This window comes from Escherichia sp. 10290 (assembly GCF_030295155.1).
Taxonomy (GTDB): domain Bacteria; phylum Pseudomonadota; class Gammaproteobacteria; order Enterobacterales; family Enterobacteriaceae; genus Escherichia; species Escherichia coli_F.
Genome location: NZ_AP025741.1, coordinates 1,881,217 through 1,902,362, shown reverse-complemented (window position 1 = coordinate 1,902,362; position 21,146 = coordinate 1,881,217). Strand labels below are relative to the sequence as shown.

General features: G+C 49.8%; 19 protein-coding genes and 1 pseudogene. 4 read left to right on the top strand and 16 right to left on the bottom strand.

The features are described 5' to 3' along the window. Positions 1 to 17: 17 nt before the first annotated feature. The 6 genes and pseudogenes from QUE74_RS09610 to hicB all read right to left on the bottom strand — a co-directional run. Entirely contained in the window at positions 18 to 812 is a 795-nt protein-coding gene (locus tag QUE74_RS09610) for an ABC transporter permease (RefSeq protein ID WP_000555478.1), read from the bottom strand. Continuing rightward, positions 802 to 1,743 carry an ABC transporter permease gene (locus tag QUE74_RS09605; protein ID WP_001251300.1) on the bottom strand — a complete coding sequence of 314 codons (942 nt, stop codon included), beginning with the start codon at positions 1,741 to 1,743 and terminating at the stop codon, positions 802 to 804. The genes QUE74_RS09610 and QUE74_RS09605 overlap by 11 nt, the downstream gene beginning before the upstream one ends. Then, positions 1,744 to 2,757, bottom strand: a complete 1,014-nt coding sequence (locus QUE74_RS09600) for an ABC transporter ATP-binding protein (protein ID WP_000220426.1) — start codon at positions 2,755 to 2,757, stop codon at positions 1,744 to 1,746. A gap of 17 nt (positions 2,758 to 2,774) precedes the next feature. Next, entirely contained in the window at positions 2,775 to 3,920 is a 1,146-nt protein-coding gene (gene ydcS / locus QUE74_RS09595) for a putative ABC transporter substrate-binding protein YdcS (RefSeq protein ID WP_000047460.1), read from the bottom strand. Positions 3,921 to 4,164: 244 nt separating this feature from the next. Further along, on the bottom strand, positions 4,165 to 5,571 hold the full coding sequence (locus QUE74_RS09590) for an aminotransferase-like domain-containing protein (RefSeq protein WP_000760601.1): 1,407 nt from the start codon (positions 5,569 to 5,571) through the stop codon (positions 4,165 to 4,167). A gap of 78 nt (positions 5,572 to 5,649) precedes the next feature. Further along, positions 5,650 to 5,886, bottom strand: a pseudogene (gene hicB / locus QUE74_RS09585) (type II toxin-antitoxin system antitoxin HicB); the annotation flags it as partial. Between the two features lie 178 nt (positions 5,887 to 6,064). On the opposite strand from hicB, the gene QUE74_RS09580 reads away from it, so the two are divergent. Next, positions 6,065 to 6,295, top strand: a complete 231-nt coding sequence (locus QUE74_RS09580; protein ID WP_000494241.1) for a YncJ family protein — start codon at positions 6,065 to 6,067, stop codon at positions 6,293 to 6,295. Positions 6,296 to 6,390: 95 nt separating this feature from the next. Here the strand turns inward: QUE74_RS09580 and rlhA are convergent, their stop codons facing one another. Together rlhA and sutR are read right to left on the bottom strand one after the other, a co-directional pair. Continuing rightward, complete coding sequence (rlhA, locus tag QUE74_RS09575; protein WP_001355400.1) at positions 6,391 to 8,352, bottom strand: 23S rRNA 5-hydroxycytidine C2501 synthase; 1,962 nt, start codon at positions 8,350 to 8,352, stop codon at positions 6,391 to 6,393. A 72-nt stretch (positions 8,353 to 8,424) separates the two neighbouring features. Continuing rightward, positions 8,425 to 8,961: a DNA-binding transcriptional regulator SutR gene (gene sutR / locus QUE74_RS09570; RefSeq protein ID WP_000429504.1), complete on the bottom strand. Its 537-nt coding sequence runs from the start codon at positions 8,959 to 8,961 to the stop codon at positions 8,425 to 8,427. Positions 8,962 to 9,013: 52 nt separating this feature from the next. On the opposite strand from sutR, the gene ydcO reads away from it, so the two are divergent. After that, a complete protein-coding gene (gene ydcO, locus QUE74_RS09565; RefSeq protein WP_071533111.1) occupies positions 9,014 to 10,225 on the top strand; it encodes a BenE family transporter YdcO in 1,212 nt (403 codons plus the stop codon). 34 nt (positions 10,226 to 10,259) lie between these two features. On the opposite strand, the gene QUE74_RS09560 is transcribed toward ydcO, so the two are convergent. The 3 genes from QUE74_RS09560 to tehA all read right to left on the bottom strand — a co-directional run bounded on the left by QUE74_RS09560 (position 10,260) and on the right by tehA (position 12,812). Next, positions 10,260 to 10,928 (bottom strand): DUF3313 domain-containing protein, encoded by a 669-nt coding sequence (locus QUE74_RS09560; RefSeq protein WP_001261024.1) that lies wholly within the window; start codon positions 10,926 to 10,928, stop codon positions 10,260 to 10,262. A gap of 301 nt (positions 10,929 to 11,229) precedes the next feature. Further along, positions 11,230 to 11,823, bottom strand: a complete 594-nt coding sequence (tehB, locus tag QUE74_RS09555) for a tellurite resistance methyltransferase TehB (protein WP_000586746.1) — start codon at positions 11,821 to 11,823, stop codon at positions 11,230 to 11,232. Then, a complete protein-coding gene (tehA, locus tag QUE74_RS09550; RefSeq protein ID WP_001355399.1) occupies positions 11,820 to 12,812 on the bottom strand; it encodes a dicarboxylate transporter/tellurite-resistance protein TehA in 993 nt (330 codons plus the stop codon). The genes tehB and tehA overlap by 4 nt, the downstream gene beginning before the upstream one ends. A 123-nt stretch (positions 12,813 to 12,935) precedes the next feature. Between tehA and ydcK the strand changes: the two genes are divergently transcribed. Further along, the gene (gene ydcK / locus QUE74_RS09545; protein WP_001234021.1) at positions 12,936 to 13,916 is read left to right on the top strand and encodes a YdcK family protein; all 981 of its coding nucleotides are present in this window, start codon (positions 12,936 to 12,938) and stop codon (positions 13,914 to 13,916) included. Here ydcK and rimL read toward each other — a convergent pair. The 4 genes from rimL to hglS all read right to left on the bottom strand — a co-directional run bounded on the left by rimL (position 13,908) and on the right by hglS (position 18,098). Then, on the bottom strand, positions 13,908 to 14,447 hold the full coding sequence (gene rimL / locus QUE74_RS09540) for a 50S ribosomal protein L7/L12-serine acetyltransferase (protein WP_001353208.1): 540 nt from the start codon (positions 14,445 to 14,447) through the stop codon (positions 13,908 to 13,910). The genes ydcK and rimL overlap by 9 nt on opposite strands. Positions 14,448 to 14,509: 62 nt before the next feature. Continuing rightward, entirely contained in the window at positions 14,510 to 14,734 is a 225-nt protein-coding gene (locus tag QUE74_RS09535; protein WP_001296778.1) for an HP1242/YdcH family protein, read from the bottom strand. A 140-nt stretch (positions 14,735 to 14,874) separates the two neighbouring features. Next, a complete protein-coding gene (gene opgD / locus QUE74_RS09530) occupies positions 14,875 to 16,530 on the bottom strand; it encodes a glucan biosynthesis protein OpgD (RefSeq protein WP_000375956.1) in 1,656 nt (551 codons plus the stop codon). 224 nt (positions 16,531 to 16,754) lie between these two features. Beyond that, entirely contained in the window at positions 16,755 to 18,098 is a 1,344-nt protein-coding gene (hglS, locus tag QUE74_RS09525) for a 2-oxoadipate dioxygenase/decarboxylase HglS (RefSeq protein ID WP_000013752.1), read from the bottom strand. A gap of 216 nt (positions 18,099 to 18,314) precedes the next feature. Between hglS and QUE74_RS09520 the strand changes: the two genes are divergently transcribed. Further along, positions 18,315 to 19,238 carry a LysR substrate-binding domain-containing protein gene (locus tag QUE74_RS09520; protein WP_000414564.1) on the top strand — a complete coding sequence of 308 codons (924 nt, stop codon included), beginning with the start codon at positions 18,315 to 18,317 and terminating at the stop codon, positions 19,236 to 19,238. A 36-nt stretch (positions 19,239 to 19,274) separates the two neighbouring features. On the opposite strand, the gene trg is transcribed toward QUE74_RS09520, so the two are convergent. Continuing rightward, positions 19,275 to 20,915, bottom strand: a complete 1,641-nt coding sequence (gene trg, locus QUE74_RS09515) for a methyl-accepting chemotaxis protein Trg (protein ID WP_001098536.1) — start codon at positions 20,913 to 20,915, stop codon at positions 19,275 to 19,277. Positions 20,916 to 21,146: the final 231 nt, after the last annotated feature.

Sequence of the window (21,146 nt, the reverse complement as noted above, 5' to 3'; positions counted from 1 at the left end):
TATTCCTGTATCAGTGGTTATTGACCATTGTCGCCTTCGCGGGTTAGCCACCAGGCCCCCAGGATCGGCAAGGTTGTTACCAACATAACCAGCAGTGCCACCACGTTGGTTACCGGTACATCACGTGGTCGCCCAAGCTGATTGAGCAACCACAACGGTAACGTTCGTTCATGACCTGCCGTAAAGGTCGTCACGATGATTTCATCGAACGACAAGGCAAACGCCAGCATTCCTCCTGCCAGTAGCGCCGAACTGAGATTCGGCAACACCACGTAGCGGAAGGTTTGCCAGCCATTGGCCCCAAGATCCATTGACGCCTCAACCAGACTCCAGGAGGTACGGCGAAAACGGGCGATGACATTGTTAAACACCACCACTACGCAAAAAGTCGCATGACCGACCACGATGGTGAAAAATCCCGGCTCCAGATTGATGGTTTTAAAAGCAGTTAATAGCGCCAGACCAGTGACAATGCCCGGCAGCGCAATGGGCAGCAGCAATAGCAATGAAATGGCGCTTTTACCGAAAAAGTCCCGACGCCACAGCGCAGCAGCGGCCAGTGTCCCTAATACCAGCGCAATTAATGTCGCCAGCGCCGCCACTTTAAGTGACAGCGTCACGGCTTCAAGAATATCACTACGCTGTGCTGCCACGCTAAACCAGCGCAGCGTCAGGCCTTGCGGTGGAAAACTAAACGCTGCATCTTCGGTATTAAAAGCATAGGCGGCGATAATCAGGATGGGAAAATGAAGGAAAACCACGCCGCCCCAGGCCGCCAGTTTAAGGAAAAACGGTGCGCGTTCAGAGTGCATCGAATGCTCCCAGACGTTTCACGAACGCCAGGTACAGTGCGATGAGAACAATCGGCACCAGGGTGAATGCCGCAGCCATCGGCATATTGCCAATCGCCCCCTGCTGGGAATAAACCATATTGCCGATAAAATATCCTGGAGGGCCAACCAGCTGCGGAACGATAAAATCGCCCAGTGTGAGTGAAAAGGTAAAGATAGAGCCAGCGGCAATACCCGGGATCGCCAGCGGCAGCACCACATAGCGAAAGGTTTGCCGTGGACGCGCGCCAAGATCAGCCGACGCCTGCAACAATGACGGCGGCAAACGCTCAAGCGCCGCCTGCACGGGCAGGATCATGAACGGCAGCCAGATATAGAGAAACACCAGAAAGCGCCCCAGCCCGGAAGTTGACAACGTGTTACCGCCCACCGCGGGTAATGTAAGGAACGCTGTCAGCAGTGGTTCCAGCCCCAGATGTTGTAAAAACCACTGCGCCACGCCATCTTTTGCCAGCAATAAGGTCCAGGCATAGGCTTTTACGATATAACTCGCCCACATTGGCAGCATCACCGCAATATAAAAGAACGCTTTCATTTTCCCGCAGGTATAGCGCGCCATATACCACGCCATCGGAAAAGCCAGAATGGCGCTGGCGATAGTGACAGCCACAGCCATGGTTAGCGTGCGGAGGATGATGTCGTAATTCGCCGGATTAAACAGCGCACGGATATTCGCCAGCGTCAGTTCTGGCGTTACCGACATGGTGAAATCGTCAAAGGTATAAAAGCCCTGCCATAACAACGTCAGGAGTGAACCAAAATAGACAATGCCAAACCACATCAGCGGACCAAGCAGCAGCAAAAACAGCCCCAGTCCCTGTTTCCGCCAGAAGAAACCTGACACCTTACCCAACCCTGGGCGCGCAGGTGATTGCAATACGTTCATCGCCATTCACCTCTCCTCAACCAGCGGCACCATCACATCGCGCGACCAGGAAACCATCACCTGTTGTCCGGGCGTGAGCGTGGCAGGCAGTTCTTCGCCTGTCATATTGGCCTGACTCACCAGCAGTTTTTCACCGCCATTCAGTCTCAGTTCAAAACGGGTCGCCGCGCCCTGATACTGCACCGCCTGGATCGTGCCATTAACTTGCACTTCGCCGGGGGTGTTGAGGCGGATATGTTCCGGTCTCAGGGCAAAACTGCCTATCATGCCGCAAAGATTCTCGGCCATTAGCGGCTCAAAAACGTTGGATGTCCCGACGAATCCGGCAACAAACGGCGTGCGCGGACGCATATAGAGATCGCGCGGGGAATCGACCTGCTCAATACGACCGTTGTTGAATACCGCAACACGATCGGACATCGATAATGCCTCGCCCTGATCGTGGGTGACGAAAATAAAGGTGATGCCAAGAGACTGTTGTAGCTTTTTTAGCTCCAGTTGCATCTGCTCACGCAGCTTAAGATCCAGTGCGCCGAGCGGTTCATCCAGCAGCAATACGCGCGGTTCATTCACTAACGCTCTGGCAATGGCAACCCGCTGACGCTGACCACCAGAAAGTTGTGACGGTTTACGTTGCTGTACAAATCCGAGCGCCACTTTCTCCAGCGCCTCTTGCGCCATTACGTGTCGCTGTTTTTTATCCACCCCTTTGACCATCAGCCCATAGGCCACGTTGTCAAGAATCGACATATGCGGAAAAAGCGCGTAGTCCTGGAAAACGGTATTCACGTCCCGCTCCCACGGTGGCAGATTGCTGGCGGGTTTACCAAAGATAGATATAGTCCCGCCGGAAAGCTGTTCGAATCCAGCAATCAGGCGCAGGCAGGTGGTTTTGCCGGAGCCAGACGGCCCCAGCATTGAGAAAAACTCACCATCTTTTATCGCAATACTGACACCATCTACCGCGCGCACATCACCATACAGTCGCGATACGTTGTCAAACTCCACTGCGTACGTCATAAAACACCCCAGCGAAGTTAGCGGCCGCCCATAATGGCAATATAATCCTGCGTCCAGCGACTGTAGGGAACAAACTTGCCCCCTTCTGCTATAGGCGTTTTCCAGAAGGCGATTTTATCGAAATAGTTAAAACCGTTTGTTTCACAACCTTTTTCGCCTAATAACGGACTGGCTTTACACCCTTCCGGCACTACCGGTAACGAGCCAAACCAGGCCGCCACATCGCCCTGCACTTTTGGCGTTAATGACCAGTTCATCCATTTGTAGGCGCAAACCGGATGTTTCGCTTCGCTATGTAGCATGGTGGTGTCAGCCCAACCGGTAACGCCCTCCTTCGGGAAAACGGTAGCGACAGGCTGGCCTTCGGCTTTCAGGGCGTTGGCCTGATAGGGCCATGCACTGGAAGCAACCACACCCTCGTTTTTGAAATCGCTCATTTGCACGGTAGTGTCATGCCAGTAGCGATGGATCAAACTATGTTGATCGCGCAGCACTTTCAGCACCGCCTGGTACTGTTCTTCGGTGAGTTGATAAGGATCGCTGATGCCCAACCGCGGCTGAGTGGCTTTAACGAACAACGCAGCATCCGCAATATAAATAGGGCCATCATAAGCCTGAACGCGGCCTTTATTGCTCTTACCGTCCGGCAGATTCTGCGCAACAAAAACCACTTGCCAGCTATCCGGCGGCGTCGGGAAGGTTTTCGTGTTGTACATCAACAGGTTCGGACCCCATTGGTAAGGTGTGCCATAAACTTTGCCACTAACGTTAAACCAGTCGCCTTTAACCACGCGCGGATCGAGCGTTTTCCAGTTGGGAATCAATGCGGTATTAATCGGCTGCACGCGTTTGCCCATAATCAGGCGCAGCGAGGCATCGCCGGATGCTGTAACCAGATCGTAACCCCCTTTGGTCATCAGACTGACCATTTCATCAGAAGTCGCGGCGGTTTTCACATTTACCGCGCAGCCTGTCTCTTTTTCGAATTGCGTTACCCAGTCGTATTGTTTATCAGTTTGTCCGCGTTCGATGTATCCCGGCCAGGCGATAATATCCAGTCGCCCTTCCGGTTTATCTAAATTGGTAGGCGGTTCGGCGGCGTGAGCGGTCATTATTGTCATGGTGAGCGCACACAGGCTGCTGCGGGCAAATGTCTTGCTCATAAGGTCTTACTCCTGTCGTAATTAATTGTTCAGCCGCCGTGCCGTAAAAATATCTCCTTGTTTAACCATAGACGGCGGCTTGCAGGCACACCTTCGCCCCTGAGAAAATTTAATCAGGTTGTGAGCTACCGCGCATTATGCCGTCTGTGAGATTATCTTCTGGAGTATAGACAAGGGGTTAGGAAATATGACTGCTATTCGAAATTCATATTACCCAACCTAAGAGGAATTAAATTAAACGCTATTACAGCCGTTCTTGAATAAGTTTGCCTAATTGTTTAACCGCCTGTTCTTCGCGCTCGCCCCACTGCCATGCAGTATTAAAACGAAAAAAATGTGACCAATTTGCACCGGTAGAAAACATTTTACCCGGCGCAATACTGATATGATGCGTCAGTGCCGCAAGGCTTAATTCGCCCGCATCTAACGGCGCGGGGAGTTCCAGCCAGAGAAAATAACCGCTGTCATTATGATGAATTTTCACTTCCGCAGGCAGATAACGCAGCAGCGCCTGCCAGGCACGTTGTTTACGTTCCGCAAGCTGACGACGTAAACGACGAAGATGGGCGTCGTAACGGCGCGTGGAAAGATAATCCACAAGCGCAAGCTGCATCGGTGAACTGGTCGAAAGCGTACTCATCAATTGCAATCGTTGAATTTTGCGTGCGTGTTTTCCAGCGGCGACCCAACCAATACGAAAACCTGGCACCAGACATTTCGAAAACGAAGAGCAATGCAAAACACCATCGTGGCGATCCCACGCTTTCGCAGGCAGCGGTTTTTCCCGTCCAAAATAAAGTTCGCTGTAAACGTCATCTTCAATCAGCGTTACGTTGTACTGATTGAGCAACGCTACCAGCCGCGCTTTTTTCTGCGGCGTTAAGGTAAATCCGAGTGGATTCTGGCTATTAGTCATCAGCCAGCACGCTTTCACCGGATACTCCTGCAACGCCAGTTCCAGCGCCTGAAGATCGATCCCTTCGTTAACGTCCGTCGCCACCGATAACGCCTTCAGCCGTAACCGCTCCAGCGCCTGCAACGCGCCGTAGAAACAAGGATTCTCTACTATCACCCAATCGCCTGGTTCCGTTACCGCTTGTAAACTGAGGTTTAATGCCTCTAACGCCCCGGCGGTAATGACAATTTCATCAGGAGAAATAGTGATGCCCTGTAAGGCATAGCGACGAGCAATAGCCTGACGCAGTTCTGCGTTTCCTGGCGGTAAGTTTTCAATCACGCTCATCGCCGTGGCGGTTTTGCTTACCTGCGCCAGCGAGCGGTTTAGTTGTTGGAGGGGGAAAAGTCGCGGGTCGGGAAAGGCCGAGGCAAACGGAACTACCGACGGATCGCGACTGGCCTGCAACATATCAAAAATATAGGTGTTGATATCGACTGCTTCATCTCGAGTGACTGGAATGACTGGCGCTTTCGGCATTTTTATTGCCTGTGGCGCAACGTAATAACCCGACTGCGGTCGCGCGATAATATGTCCCTGACTTTCGAGCAACTGATAGGCATGGCTGACAGTCATAAAGCTCATGCCAGAAAGCGCCACCTGGTCACGCAACGAAGGCAAACGATCTCCGGGTTGCCAGATCCCCGACGCAATCTGCTCGCGTAATTGTTCTGCAAGCTGCTGGTATTTTTTCATTATCGAATCGTTATTATGTGCAGGTGATTCGGCAGTCTATATCAGTTGTTAAAAATGACAACTTTTCATTAACTGTTATCAAACCATCACCAGCGATAACTCTTTGCCAAGCGCCTTAGCCGCAAGCTGGACGGCGTCGATTTTTGTCGCATGGTGCAAGTTAAATAAGCGCGTAATTTCCTGTTTAGGTTTGCCAATTCGCCTGGCTAACTCTTGCTGAGTGATTTCTGACGGTAAAAAAGCATTTAACAGCAATACCTTAGAGGCGACGCTCAAAGGCACTTCAATAAAGTGATCGTGACTATTTAATGGCGAAGTTTACCTCCGTGTGTAATGTGCTCGAAAATAGCACTAAATCGCCGCAACGGCAGAATGCAATGCAAAATCAGGAAGGAAGATTCCAGAATTTCTTTGCGCTAATTTGCAAAACTGAATAATAACCTCAAGAAACGATCGGCATCATAGCGGCAAAAGGTGAGAAAAAGGTGGCGGGATGTTTACGAAGGCGTTATCGGTTGTCTTATTAACGTGTGCGCTGTTCTCAGGACAACTCATGGCAGGGCACAAAGGACATGAATTTATGTGGGTAAAGAATGTGGATCATCAGCTGCGTCATGAAGCGGACAGCGATGAATTGCGTGCTGTGGCGGAAGAGTCGGCGGAAGGTTTGCGCGAGCATTTTTACTGGCAAAAATCGCGCAAACCAGAAGCGGGACAACGTTGAGTCATTTATTTATTGCCGGATGCGGCGTGACGCCTTACCCGGCCGACAAGATCATGCAGATTCAATAAGTTGTGAGTAACCAGAAAACTGGCGTTTTACCCTTTTCGCTTCGGCAATGTTTTCAGCAGATCATCCGGACTTACGGATGCCACTACGCTTCCCGGTAACGGCATTTTCAGTATGTGATTTTTGATTTTGCCAATGACGTGCATCTCGCATGGGCGGCAATCAAACTTTAGCGTTAACACTTCATCGCCGTTAACCAGTTGCATTGGCGTCGCCTTCCAGCTTTTGATATTGCCTTTCGCCTGTTTCGGGCACAGATTGAAGGCAAAGCGCAGACAATGCTTGGTGATCATCACCGGCACTTCGCCCTTCTCTTCATGTGCCTCATACGCCGCGTCAATCAGTTGCACACCATAGCGATGATAAAATTCACGCGCTTTCTGGTTGTATACGTTCGCGAGGAAACTCAGATGCGTTTGCGGATAAACCGGCGCAGGGTCAGCAACCGGTTTACGACTGCCGCGCTGATAACTGGCAAGACGCGCAGCATCCAGCATTTCGGCGGCCTCACGGCGGAACTGATTTAACAGACTGTTCGGTACAAACAGCGCCCCCGGCAAATTAATTTGCACATTGCGGGCGTAATAGATGGTTTGCCCCAGTTTTGCCAGACCATCCTTCAGATTGTTCATTGCTTTTTCGGCGTTATTGGCTTCGTCGAACTGCCCGTCCAGCGTATGCGTAATGCTGACACCCTCTTCACTGGTGAGGGTCAGAATCAGTTGTTCCTGCCAGCCGCCCAGTTCAATGTCTACCGCTACGCGACGTTCGCTGGAGGTTTTTGTCAGTGCCTGCTGCCAGTTATGATCAAGATTACGGTTTAGTGGGTGATGAGGACGAATTTTGTGCAAATCTGCTGGCATTTCATTTGGCCAGACGCGGTACTGATTTTGCCCGGTTTTTTCGACTGTATTGGCGCGAAAGCCAACCACTTCACGTTTAATCATCACATTCAGACCATCGCCATTAGCTAACGGCTCGGTGACGGCAACATCGAGATGATCCTTCGCCACTTTTAATACTTCACCGACCGGCAGGCCGATAAACTTGGGGGAGTCGAACGCGCCGATATCCCCTTTACGGGCGTTAACAAAGTAGTCGGTACTGCCACGATGGAAGGTTTTTTCCGTCGACGGTACGAAGAAATGCTCGGTACGACCGGATGAAGCACGCGCCAGATCGCCACGTTCATCAATAATGGCGTCCAGCATTTGGCGATAATGCGCGGTGATATTCTTCACGTAGCTCATATCTTTGTAACGCCCTTCAATCTTGAAGGAGCGCACGCCAGCATCAATCAGCGCGCCAAGGTTAGCAGTCTGATCGTTATCTTTCATCGACAGCAGATGTTTTTCATAGGAAACCACCCGCCCCTGATCGTCTTTCAATGTGTATGGCAAACGGCATGCCTGCGAGCAATCGCCACGGTTGGCGCTACGCCCTGTTTGCGCATGAGAAATGTAGCACTGACCAGAATAGGCCACGCACAATGCACCATGAATAAAGAATTCAATGGTCGCGTCCGTGGCCTGGTGAATCGCGCGGATCTGCTCAAGATTCAGCTCTCGCGCCAGCACAATCTGCGTAAAGCCAACATCAGAGAGGAACTTCGCTTTTTCTACTGTGCGAATATCGCACTGGGTACTGGCGTGCAGTTCAATCGGCGGAATATCAAGTTCCAGAATCCCCATATCCTGAACAATCAGCGCATCGACGCCGGTCTGGTAGAGGTCGGTAATCAGCCGTTGCGCAGGTTCCAGCTCATCATCATGCAAAATGGTGTTAAGCGTGACGAAAATTTTTGCACCATAACGATGGGCAAACGGCACCAGTTCGGCAATATCTTTCAGGCTATTACTGGCATTATGACGGGCACCAAAACCAGGGCCGCCGATATAAACAGCATCGGCACCGTGCAAAATAGCTTCGCGGGCAATGGCGGCATCGCGTGCCGGGCTTAACAGTTCAAGTCGATGAGAAGATACGGTCACATTCTTATCCAGTAGCTGAAAAATGGCGGCTATTTTAGCCACAAGCGCGACGTTGCGAAATAGTTTTCCCGCTTAACTGCGTGGGTAATGGATGAGGGAATGAAAATGTACGATTTGCTCCCCACCATTACGATAGACATGCGTAACGTCTGCAGCAAATCGAGCGCCTTCTTCACAATTAAGGCTCTGCCATTCACCATCAACGCACAGATCAAGTTGCCCATCAATGACGACAACATGTTCGATTACTCCCTTCTCATGGGGCGTCGATTCACTTATTGCACCAGGTGCCATCTGAATCGAGAAGTGTTCAAAGCAGAGTTGTGGATCATAAGGAAACAGCGAAGTGATCACCATCGCCTGCTGTTGCGGATCATAAACTGAAGGCGTAGCGGACTGCGGCGGAGAAATAAATGTCGAAAATGGCACATTCAACCCGGTGGCAATTTTCCATAATGTCGCGACCGTCGGGCTGGATTCATTACGTTCAATCTGCCCTAACATCGCTTTAGAAACACCCGTCGCTTCTGCCAGTCGCGAAAGACTCCAACCGCGCTGCTGACGTAGTTGTTTAAGTGTGGTGGATAAAAAGCGAGTGAGATTTTCCATGTGACTCCTCCGGCAAAGCGGAAGTTTATCACTTGTGCGTTATAACGGACAAATGCTACGGTACCTGTACGCTATAACGCACGAGGTGACCATGCGTCTGTTTTCTATTCCTCCACCCACGCTACTGGCGGGGTTTCTGGCGGTATTAATTAGCTACGCCAGTTCAGCGGCAATAATCTGGCAAGCAGCGATGGTCGCCGGAGCCACCACTGCACAAATCTCTGGCTGGATGACGGCGCTGGGGCTGGCAATGGGCGTCAGTACGCTGGCTCTGACATTATGGTATCGCGTGCCTGTTCTCACCGCATGGTCAACGCCTGGCGCGGCTTTGTTGGTCACCGGATTACAGGGACTAACACTTAACGAAGCCATCGGCGTTTTTATTGTCACCAACGCGTTAATAATCCTCTGCGGCATAACGGGACTCTTTGCTCGTCTGATGCGTATTATTCCGCACTCGCTGGCAGCGGCGATGCTGGCCGGAATTTTGTTACGCTTTGGTTTACAGGCGTTTGCAAGTCTGGATGGTCAGTTTACGTTATGCGGTAGTATGTTGCTGGCGTGGCTGGCGACGAAAGCTATTGCGCCACGGTATGCGGTTATTGCGGCGATGATAGTTGGCATCGTAATCGTTATTTTACAAGGTGACGTTGTCACAGGGGATATTGCCTTTAAACCCGTTCTCCCCGCTTATATTGCCCCTGAATTTTCGTTTGCTCACAGTCTGAGCGTTGCACTCCCCCTTTTTCTGGTGACGATGGCATCGCAAAACGCACCGGGTATTGCGGCAATGAAAGCGGCCGGGTATTCGGCTCCTGTTTCGCCGTTGATTGTATTTACTGGATTGCTGGCGCTGGTATTTTCCCCTTTCGGGGTTTATTCCGTCGGTATTGCAGCAATCACCGCGGCTATTTGCCAAAGCCCGGAAGCGCATCCGGATAAAGATCAACGTTGGCTGGCAGCTGCCGTCGCAGGCGTTGTTTATTTGTTTGCAGGTCTGTTTGGTAGCGCCATAACTGGAATGATGGCCGCGCTGCCCGTGAGTTGGATCCAGATGCTGGCAGGTCTGGCGCTGTTGAGTACCATTGGCGGCAGTTTGTATCAGGCGCTGCATAATGAGCGTGAGCGCGACGCGGCGGTGGTCGCATTTCTGGTAACGGCAAGTGGACTAACGCTTGTCGGGATTGGTTCTGCGTTTTGGGGATTAATTGCCGGTGGCGTTTGTTACATGGTGTTAAATTTAATCGCTGACAGAAACCGATAATAAAAAGCGCCATCTTACGATGGCGCGACTGGAATTACTTTTTGTTAACGTCAAACATGGTGGCATCGGTCGCCATGTCATCAATAACTTGCTTAATATTCTCGAAAGCCATTGGCGTACTTTCATTATTCAGGTCTTTACCTTCGCCCTGACGAACGACTTTGATAACCGGTTTATTAGTAGCTGCATCAATTAGCTCACCTTCAAAATACAGGCGAGTATCCATGGTACGGTGGCCCGTCGCCATTTGCGTCCCCGCGACCACTAATGCGACAGGAACCACTTCATAGAATTGCAGCCCTTCTTTGCTGGTATCTACACCGGTAATGGCCCCACGGAAAATCAGACTACGCGGCCCAGCGGTGGTAACCAGTGGTTTACGCTGCGCAATCGCTTCTTTCATTTCGGTGTTGGTATAACTCAAAATTTTATCCAGAACTTTCTGCCCTACCTGGGTAGATGGTTTCGGTACCGGATAATAAGTGACTGGGTTCCAGACGATGCTGTCATATTTGCTTTGATCAAAACTCGGGTCTACCCAACGTAAAACAGGCTTACCCGTTGCAGAAGTTGTTTCTTTTAAATCAGAGTAATTGTTTAAAAAGCCAGAATATTTATCTGGCTGGGTGATTTTAGAGGCACAACCAGACAGAGCCAACAAGCCGCATAAAGCTGCAACTTTCGCAAATGATGTGGTACGCATGAATAGTTTCCTGAGATGATTATATTACTTTTTAAGTTATAGCAAAAAGCACCGCTTCGTGTTGTGGCAAAAAAAGTGTTGGTAAAAATAAATTTATCAGCCCCTTTTCAGACGACATAGTCAATGCCGAAAAAGGGGCTAAGTCAATCATCAGTAGTTAAATATCAGTGCGTTAAGCTGATGAAAAACTTCGACTACCGTGATTAATTTCACATCCTTTTGATTAAAAATATGCTTACCGAAAAGAACAACGGTTAACCATCTCAACGCGGGGCATTTTCACGCGCCTTGTTCTACCGGGTCATTTTTTACGTGCCAGTATCGTGGCGAAACGCAGTTTAATCCGATTACCGTTGGCATCGGTGCGGTGCAACTCACCGACGTTTTCATTGTATTTCACCATCTCCCAGCCTTCGTAATATCGACGTAATTCTCCCTCTTTGAAGGCAAACGGGAAGCCGACGGTACATGGATAATCAGCGGTATCCATCGCCGCCACAATCAGGTTGTAACCACCAGGTTTAGTGCAACGTTGCATATTGGCAATCAGCCCTGGGATGGTTTTAGCCTCAAGGAACATCAGCACCACAGTCGAAAGAATAAAATCGTATTGCCCATCAAAGGTGAGGTTATTCAGATCAACGACCCGGGTATGTAAATTATCCAGATTTTCAATGGATTTAATGCGCTCGACGTTGGCGATACTCATGGCATTTTTATCCCATGCGTCAACTTCATAACCATTGGCTGCCAGGTAAAGACTGTTACGACCATTGCCACAGCCCAGATCCAGCGTTTTACCGGGTTTAACCACTTTCACCGCTTCCAGTACTTCAGAGTGTGTGCGGGTTAATTCATATTTTTCAGTAAAATAGTTTTCGTCACGGATGATCATTCTTTGTCCTCAACTTTCATTAAAACAGCGCGCTCTGTTCTGATTAACAATTTCCCCTGCATCAGAAGCGCGAAAGTTCGGATGAGCAGTATTGCAATTATAAAATTGGTAAAGATAAACAGCGGCACCGCCAGCGTATGGAAAAATCCATTATCGCTGCCACTCCCCAAATGCAAACCGGTGGTTGCCAGTGCAGATACGCCGAACGAGAAACTCCAGAATGAAGCATTAAATGGCTGGGAGAGATACCATGGCATCAGACGTAGCATAAACAGCAGTTGCAGCAGCCCATAACCGAAAAGCATTTTCGCCAGCGTGTCACCCTCGCCGCCGTTGACGCTCAGCCAGGCACTACAGGCCACCAGCGCAGGAGCGAGCTGAATGCCGAGTGATGTCCGCAGCGCCGTGGGTAATTCTCCCGAACTGCGCAGACGCTGCAAGATCACCGGTTCCAGGCTTAACCATGAGAAAACGCCTGCGCCTAAAAACACCAGACCGGCGTCGGTGTAGCCCAATGCACCACAGGCCATTGCGCTGATAAAGTTGTTGGCAACTGTCGGCAGATACAGTCCAGGCGTGGTAGCTTCTTCAGGATGAGATCCGCGCCATAATCCCGCAGTTTGCCAGGCGGCATAAGCCAACTGAACCACGACACCAAAACTGAACAGGCATACCGCCAGTGGGCGAAACCACGGAACAAAACCAATCGCTACCAGCATCGTCGTTGCAGGAAACAAACTCACAAAACTGCTCATCACTGGATGGCGCACTTCCGCCAGCACGCTATTCGGAAAGCGTATGAGTCGGGTAATAAATGCGCTAGTCAATAATCCCCAGATGATCATCGCCAGAATTACCAGCCCATCTCCTAACCAGTGGCTGACCTGCCAAACCTGGCTGGCATAGCGCCAGGCAAATCCCATCCCTATCGTCCCCAACACAATACCAAAGTAGCCTGCCGGCAAATTGAGCACTTTATCGCTCTGCATCTTCTTACTCATTTTGTTTAATTTATAAAGTATATTTGAAATACATTTTATGGAATTTTCTCGAGCATAGCCAGACTCGCAGAATTTGCTACGGTTATAGTAAGTCACCTGTGGGAAAACGCTATGCGCAAATATCGTCTAAGTGAAGAACAGCGAGCCTTTAGTTATCAGGATGATGGCACTAAAAAAAGTGTGTTATTACGGCAAATTATCGCCATGAGCGATTTTAACGATGTGATAGCAGGAACCGCTGGCGGCTGGATCGATCGCGAAACGGTGTTAGCGCAGGAAGGTAATTGCTGGATTTACGATCAGAATGCTATTGCGTTCGGCGGAACGGTGATTTCCGGTAATACGCGTATCACCGGCACCAGCGTCCTTTGGGGAGAGGTTTACGCAACGGATAACGTCTGGATCGATAATAGTGAAGTCAGTCAGGGTGCATATATAAGTGACAGTGTCACCATTCGTGACTCATTAGTTTGCGGTCAATGTAGAATATTTGGTCACGCCTTAATTGATCAACATTCTATGATCGTCGCCGCGCAAGGCTTAACCTCCGACCATCAACTCCTGCTACAAATTTATGATCGCGCAAGGATTAGCGCCTCGCGTATTGTCCATCAGGCACAAATTTATGGCGATGCCGTCGTCCGGTATGCTTTTATTGAACATCGCGCCGAAGTTTTTGATTTTGCCAGTATTGAAGGTAATGAAGAGAACAACGTCTGGCTATGCGATTGCGCTAAAGTCTACGGTCACGCGCAGGTGAAAGCTGGCATAGAAGAAGATGCCATTCCGACAATTCATTACAGTTCGCAGGTAGCGGAATATGCCATTGTGGAAGGTAATTGTGTGTTAAAACATCATGTCTTGATTGGCGGAAAGGCAGTGGTACGTGGCGGACCGATTCTGCTCGACGAGCACGTTGTAATACAAGGTGAGAGCCGTATTACAGGTGCGGTGATAATTGAAAACCATGTGGAGTTGACCGACCACGCCGTCGTTGAAGCCTTTGATGGCGACACGGTTCATGTCCGTGGTCCAAAAGTCATTAACGGCGAAGAGCGCATTACGCGAACGCCGCTGGCAGGGTTATTGTGAATCGATAATACGCGCGTATAAGTTCACATCATCATAGGCATCATTCAGGAACTCAGCCTGTTTCAGGCAACCTTCAAGGATAAAACCATTGCGCAAAGCGACCTGGTTGCTTTGCGCATTGTCCACCCGACATTTGATCACGAAGCGTCTAAGTTCACCAGACTGAGCGTAATGATGAATCAATGCCTGCAGCGCCTGAGAAATGATCCCCTGCCCCTGATGAGATTCGTCCAGCCAGTAGCCGATTTCAGCGGTTTTATTCAGTGGTTCAATACGATTAAACGAGATAACGCCGATAAGTTCATCTTCTTTGAAAATCATGAACATTTTGGCATAGCCGCGTTGATGCAACATTACATTGCCCTGCACCGTTTTTCGCGTGTCCTCTTCACTTTGAACAAACTGCGGCCAGTTTAGCGACTGCTGTAACCAGGTTCTATTTTTACAGATTAACTGATAAAGAGGTGTGACATGACTTTCTGCAACAGCATGTAATTCAAGTGATTCACTTACTTTTATCGTTTCAGCCATCTTATCTCCAGTCAATCCATGCAGTTGTTAAAAAAGCCGCCTGGCTGGCGGCTTAGGAAAGTTTACACCTCTTTGACGCTCTCCTGCTGCAGGATTTTGAGCATCTCATCTTTTAACTGTAGCTTTTGTTTTTTCATGCGGACCACTTCCGCATTGTACCCTCGACCGTCGGAACCTTCCTTTCTGGCAATTTCATGATCAAGTTTATTGTGTTTATCGAACAAGGACATAAAGCGAGGATTTTCGTTTTTCAGACGGGATATTAAATCTCGGTATTCTGGAAACATACGCACTCCCTGTTAGTGGCTGACAAGGTGTATCTGAAATACACACCATCAGATTACTCATTTAACTTAGGGAAAAATGCGAGCGGGATCGTGTTTAACCAGACGGCACCTCCCGAAGAAGGTGCCGAAGAAAAAAACGATTAACTCATCACGCGGTCGTCAACATACTGACGTTTATCCGGCGCTGGCGGGAAATACTGATACAGCCATGTTTCACTGATAGCGTCGCCCTGACAACGCAGATACATCCGCATATCGACCGGATCAGTGGAGTCCGAAGTCGGATACCAGTCAAACTGAATACGATAACCATCAATGGGTTCAATATAGAGAATTTCGATTTGCTTCGCTTCCCCACTGGAAAGCGTAATCACCGGCTCAATGCCTTTTGGTGCGGCAGCTTTCAGATCACCACCAACGAAATCGACGGCAAAACGACGCGCCCATTTTTCGGGATAGTGTTCACCAGGCGCCCAACCTTCCGGGAAACCGCCCATGCCGGTACGCGTTGCCATAACGCGCGCTAATGGGCAATGAACAGGCGGTTGCGCACTCCAGTACAGACGATACTGGAATGCAAACTCATCACCCGCTTTTACAGCTTTTTCTGGCTGCCAGAAGCAGACAATGTTATCCAGCGTTTCGCCCGTTGTTGGGATTTCCATCAGGCCGATGGTGCCCTTACCCCACTTGTTACGCGGTTCCACCCACAGACTTGGGCGTTTGTTATACCAGCCCATAATGTCCTGATAATGAGAGAAATCACGATCCAGTTGCAATAAACCAAACCCTTTCGGGTTGTTGTCGGTGTAAGCATTGAACTGCAATTTTTGCGGATTATTCAGCGGACGGCAAATCCACTCGCCGTTGCCCCGCCACATGGACAGACGATCAGAGTCATGGATTTGCGGATGAATGGTGTCGCACATCCGACGTTCATTAGTGCCGCAGCTGAACATGCTGGTCATCGGCGCAATGCCCAGCTGTTTAATGTCTTTGCGCGCATACAGGTGATTTTCCACATCCATAATCACCTGACTTTTCTCACAATGGATAGTGAACTTATAGGCACCAGTAATGCTGGCGCTATCGAGCAACGCATAAACGGTAAAGGTGGTTGCCCCCGGTTTTACCGTATCAAACCAGAAGGCGGTAAAGTCGGGGAACTCTTCTTTACTGTCGGTGTAAGTGTCGATCGCCAGGCCGCGAGCCGACAAACCGTATTGATATGTATCATCAACCGCGCGGAAATAACTCGCACCGAGGAATGATACGACATCACGGCGCGCCAGTTCGGGGGCTTTAAACACGCGAAAACCGGCAAAACCGAGATCGCTTTGCCCTTCTAATTGTTTGGTATCAACACCCGCATCGTTGTATTTGAACAACTCCGGGCGAAAGTGAATTTCACGCGCCAGATGTGTTGCGGGATCAACAGAAAACATACGAACGCGGCGACGGAATCCCATTCCCATATGGAAGAACTGAGCGTCCAGTTGACGGTTCTCAACGTTATGCCAGAGCGATTTTTCGGCGTCGTATTGAATACTGTTATAAGCCTGCGGCGTCATTGTCGCCAGAGTGTCAGGTAACGGACGCGGCGCACCACGCCACGCGGTTTGCGCTAAGTCGTGCGCCATTGACTGTAGAATGGAGAAGTCAAAACGCTGGGTTTGCCCGTCGGCAATATCAGAATCTGCCGCGAATGCCGCCTGAGAAAAAAGAGAAGCAATGCCGCTGGTACCGCACACGGCGGCCATAGCCATTGAACCTTTAATAAATCGTCTACGATCCATACCTGAAAGTGAGTCCTTCTGGTGTTGTGAATGGTCCCGCGCTGGTCGTTTTCAGCGGCAAGAAAGTGCTTATTTATGACCGCTCACTCTAGACAATATTTATTAATAATCCAATTGTTGAACTCAGAGAATATGCATTAATCGGCAATTTTTTTATGTCGATGGGATGAGCCTGATTCGTTTGTAAAATCAGGCAAATTTTTGCAAAGGCGGATGGTCAGAATTTAAAGCAAACCACAGCGACGTTTACTGCGTTCTTCCGCTTCCTGATAAAGCTGGAACTCATCCAAAACCGGGCAGCCCAACGCCTGCTCAAATGCTTCGCGACTGGCATTACCGTGACTGCGTGCCTGCGTTTCATTACCCAGATTTGACTGGAAGATCCCCGCCGCGCTAACGGGCAAGAAATCTTCATAGGTAATGGGTTGCGCCACTATCCAACCACGTTCAATTAAGGGCTGTGGATCGTCTCCGGGATGAATCGCCTGACGATGCGCCTCACCCGAAGGCGTCAAACGGTACCGGAACCATGCCAACCCTTGCTGACGCATTAAAAACTCACTGTCAGGAAAAGTGCGGAAGGTTTCCTGTAAATGCATTTGGTGAGTGAGATTATCCTGCCCGGTTCCAGCGTTCCGCAGTAGATCATCATACAGTTGTCGTCCTTTCGGCGTTAATGCCACGCCACGCTGCTCTATTTCACCAAAGCGCGCGGTATGCGTGCCCTGTTTCTGCCCCGCAAACAACACCGTCTCTTCCAGTGCTTTAAAGCTGGTCTGGCGTAGTAAAATCGGTACCTCGCGGCGCGGCGGCCCTTCGATCAGAATTTTGGGTTCAATTCCGCATTCAGGCATCATCGACTGCACCCGGTCAATATCCAGCGTGCGTGGCGTCAGGTGGTTGATATGGCATCCAGGAAAACAGACCACATCAGCAATCAGCCGATGTTCGTTATGCAAGGCGCGATAGGTTACTTCATCCACCGTTGCTGACTGGTGCCAGCGAAACGTTTCCAGGGCTTCCTGCACAAACTCCTGTGCCTGTGTTTCGTTAAAACCGCCCCGCTGCTCATACTCCTCTAACAGTTGTCGACAACGTGGGGTGAAGATATCGCGCTGACATAGAATCTCCGCCGCTTTCTGGCGCAAAAATTCGTTCTCGATAAGCTCCAGGCGGAGTAATGAGGTAAAAACGCGGAAGGGATTACGCGCCAGAGAAGCATCATCAATGGGCCGAAATGCTGTGGAATGTACCGGCACCCCCGCCTGCGAGAGATCGTAATAGCTCACCGGGTACATCCCCATAATGGCAAACATCCGCCGAAGAGTAGCAAGCTCTTGTGCAGTCCCAACGCGAATTGCCCCATGACGTTCAACATTCAGTCGCGCCAGCTCGTCTGCATTTACCATTTTTTCGTGCAGTTGAGGATTGTTTTCCAGCACAGCCAGATTCACATCAGCTACCAGTTCCAGCAGCGTGCCGTACTGCGGAACTTCTTGCTGGTACATGGCTGACATTGCCTGCGAAAACTGTTCCCGAATCTCATCCGCCGTGATGCTGTTCGCCATAATGTCTGCCTCCATTGGTCAGTAATCTGGAGTGTAGGTAACCACATTCACTCTGGCGGGAAGAATTTACAAACTGTGATCTCGCCGCGAAAACATCAATATTATCCATTTTCCTGTAACGCAATTGCTTTAATTGTTAATAATATTTTGCAATCAAGTTATCATAATCAAACAACTTCACTTGTCAGCGACACCGCTTCGTTTTTAACATCGCTTATGGAAAAAAATAGTCTGTTTAGTCAGCGCATCCGTTTGCGCCACCTTCATACATTCGTAGCTGTTGCACAACAAGGAACTTTGGGGCGCGCAGCTGAAACCCTTAATTTGAGTCAACCTGCGCTCTCCAAGACATTGAATGAACTAGAGCAATTGACAGGTGCTCGCTTGTTTGAGCGTGGTCGTCAGGGGGCGCAACTTACCTTACCCGGCGAACAATTTTTAACACATGCAGTCAGAGTTCTTGACGCTATTAACACTGCCGGACAGTCGCTTCATCGTAAAGAAGGTCTTAACAATGATGTCGTCAGGGTAGGTGCATTACCTACCGCGGCGCTGGGAATATTACCTTCAGTTATAGGTCAGTTTCATCAGCAACAAAAAGAGACGACCTTGCAAGTTGCGACAATGAGTAACCCTATGATTCTGGCAGGTTTGAAGACCGGCGAAATCGATATCGGGATTGGTCGAATGTCAGATCCCGAACTGATGACCGGGCTTAATTATGAATTGCTGTTTCTTGAATCGCTGAAGTTGGTCGTTCGTCCCAATCACCCACTGCTTCAAGAGAACGTAACGCTAAGTCGGGTGCTGGAATGGCCTGTCGTTGTATCACCAGAAGGTACTGCACCACGCCAGCATTCAGATGCATTAGTGCAGAGCCAGGGCTGTAAAATTCCTTCGGGCTGTATCGAAACGCTGTCTGCTTCGCTATCTCGTCAACTTACGGTTGAATACGACTACGTGTGGTTTGTCCCTTCTGGCGCTGTAAAAGACGACCTGCGTCATGCCACGCTGGTGGCCCTGCCTGTTCCGGGGCATGGTGCAGGCGAACCGATCGGAATATTGACCCGCGTAGATGCGACGTTCTCTTCCGGTTGCCAATTGATGATTAACGCTATTCGAAAATCAATGCCGTTCTGAAAAGTAAGGGATCTTTCGATCCCTTCTTTGATATTTTCACGCTGTTGCGAAACTAACAGACTCACCAGCTCCGCGTGATTCTGCCAACACAGAATGTTTGTTCAGGCGGAAAACGTCTACCGCCTCAGTTAATCGTGCAGCCTGTTCTTCAAGGGACACCGCCGCCGCTGAGGCCTCTTCTACCAGAGAAGCATTCTGTTGCGTCACCTTATCCATTTCGGAAATCGCCTGGCTCACCTGCGTTATGCCTCTACTTTGTTCATCCGAGGCGGCGGCAATCTCCTGCATGATATGTGTGACACTCGCGACGGCATCAACAATCGTGCTCATGGTTTTCCCTGCCGTTGCCACTTCAACCGACCCCAGGTCAATTAACCTGACTGATTCACTGATCAAGCCTTCAATCTCTTTCGCCGCCTGGGCGCTGCGACTTGCGAGTGTCCGTACTTCGCTGGCGACAACGGCAAATCCACGTCCTTGCTCACCCGCTCGTGCGGCTTCAACGGCAGCATTCAGCGCCAGAATATTTGTCTGGAAAGCAATGCTGTTGATGACGGCAGTGATCTCGGAAATTTTCTTTGAACTCGTGGAGATTGCTCCCATCGTTCTAACTACACCGGAAACCGTCTCCCCGCCATCGCTGGCTTTAATGGAGGCCTCTTGCGCCAGTTTGCTGGCATGATGCGCGTTATCCGCATTCTGTTTCACCGTCGCAGTGAGTTGCTCCATGCTAGCGGCAGTTTGTTCGATTGCCGCCGCTTGTTCTTCGGTGCGAGATGAAAGGTCCGCATTGCCAGCGGAAATTTCGCTGGTGCCACGATAAATCTCTTCCGCGCCCTGTCGAACAGTCCCGACTGTCATCCCCAGTGAATGCTGCATTTGCTGTAAATGATGACTTAAGCGACCGATTTCATTACGACCCGCCGGTTCATCATTCATCGTCAGATCGCCACTGGCAATTTTTTCAATCCGTTGTGCGGCATGTTGCAGTGGACGAATGACGATCCGACGTAGCACCATAAATGTTATCAGCGTCATGACCACGGCAAGCACAAACGCGCCAATCATAAACATCACACCCAGGCGGGTACGCTGATGGGCCTGTTCCGCCAGTTGGTTGGCTCTGGTGCTACGTATCTTAACGGCTTTGTTCAAAATATCGGTATAAGCATTATCCAGCGGTCGGATCTGCTCACTTTCATGATTGATAATCGCTTCAAACATGCCATTTTTGGCATATTTCAACATAGGTTGCATACCCGTGATATAAGCCTGGAAACGTTGATTTAATTCAGCGTCGAGAGCTTCATCAGCAAGTGTTTTCACCGGCCGACTCTGGTAAGCCCGATAACCTTGCTGCGACTGTTTAATCTCCGATTCGGCTTGCGCAATATTTCGCTTCATTGCTTCCATTTCCGCAATACGACTCGCCGCCCCGGCCTGAATCATATTGATCCGGGCCGAACGCAAAAAATCTGAGCTGTTCGCTAACCCGGTCCGAATCTCAATCTCCGCAGTCACATCACGCTGATCGCGATCGGCCTGCCAGAGGAAATAGCCAGCCAGGGCTGAACTCAAGGCAAACAGAAGTAAGATACCGCCAAGAATGCAGGCAAATAACGGAACCAGCCTGATGTGATGCAAAAAACCTAATCGCTGTGAGGGAGTTGTATTCATTACCGTTGTCTCTCTTCCAGGTTTACTCCTGATAGAAAGTCATCGGCATTTGACGGTAATTACTTACGACTAAAAACCTCTTTGCGTCACATTTTTACAACAATTATTGCAGAGAAGATTAATGCCATTGGATTGAAGAAAGTGAGGAATGGTTAAACTGGCTAACCCGAATGACGAAAAATTCTGGAAAACAGCACGCTATTTCGTGAAGTGATTATTTTCGTCCCTAAG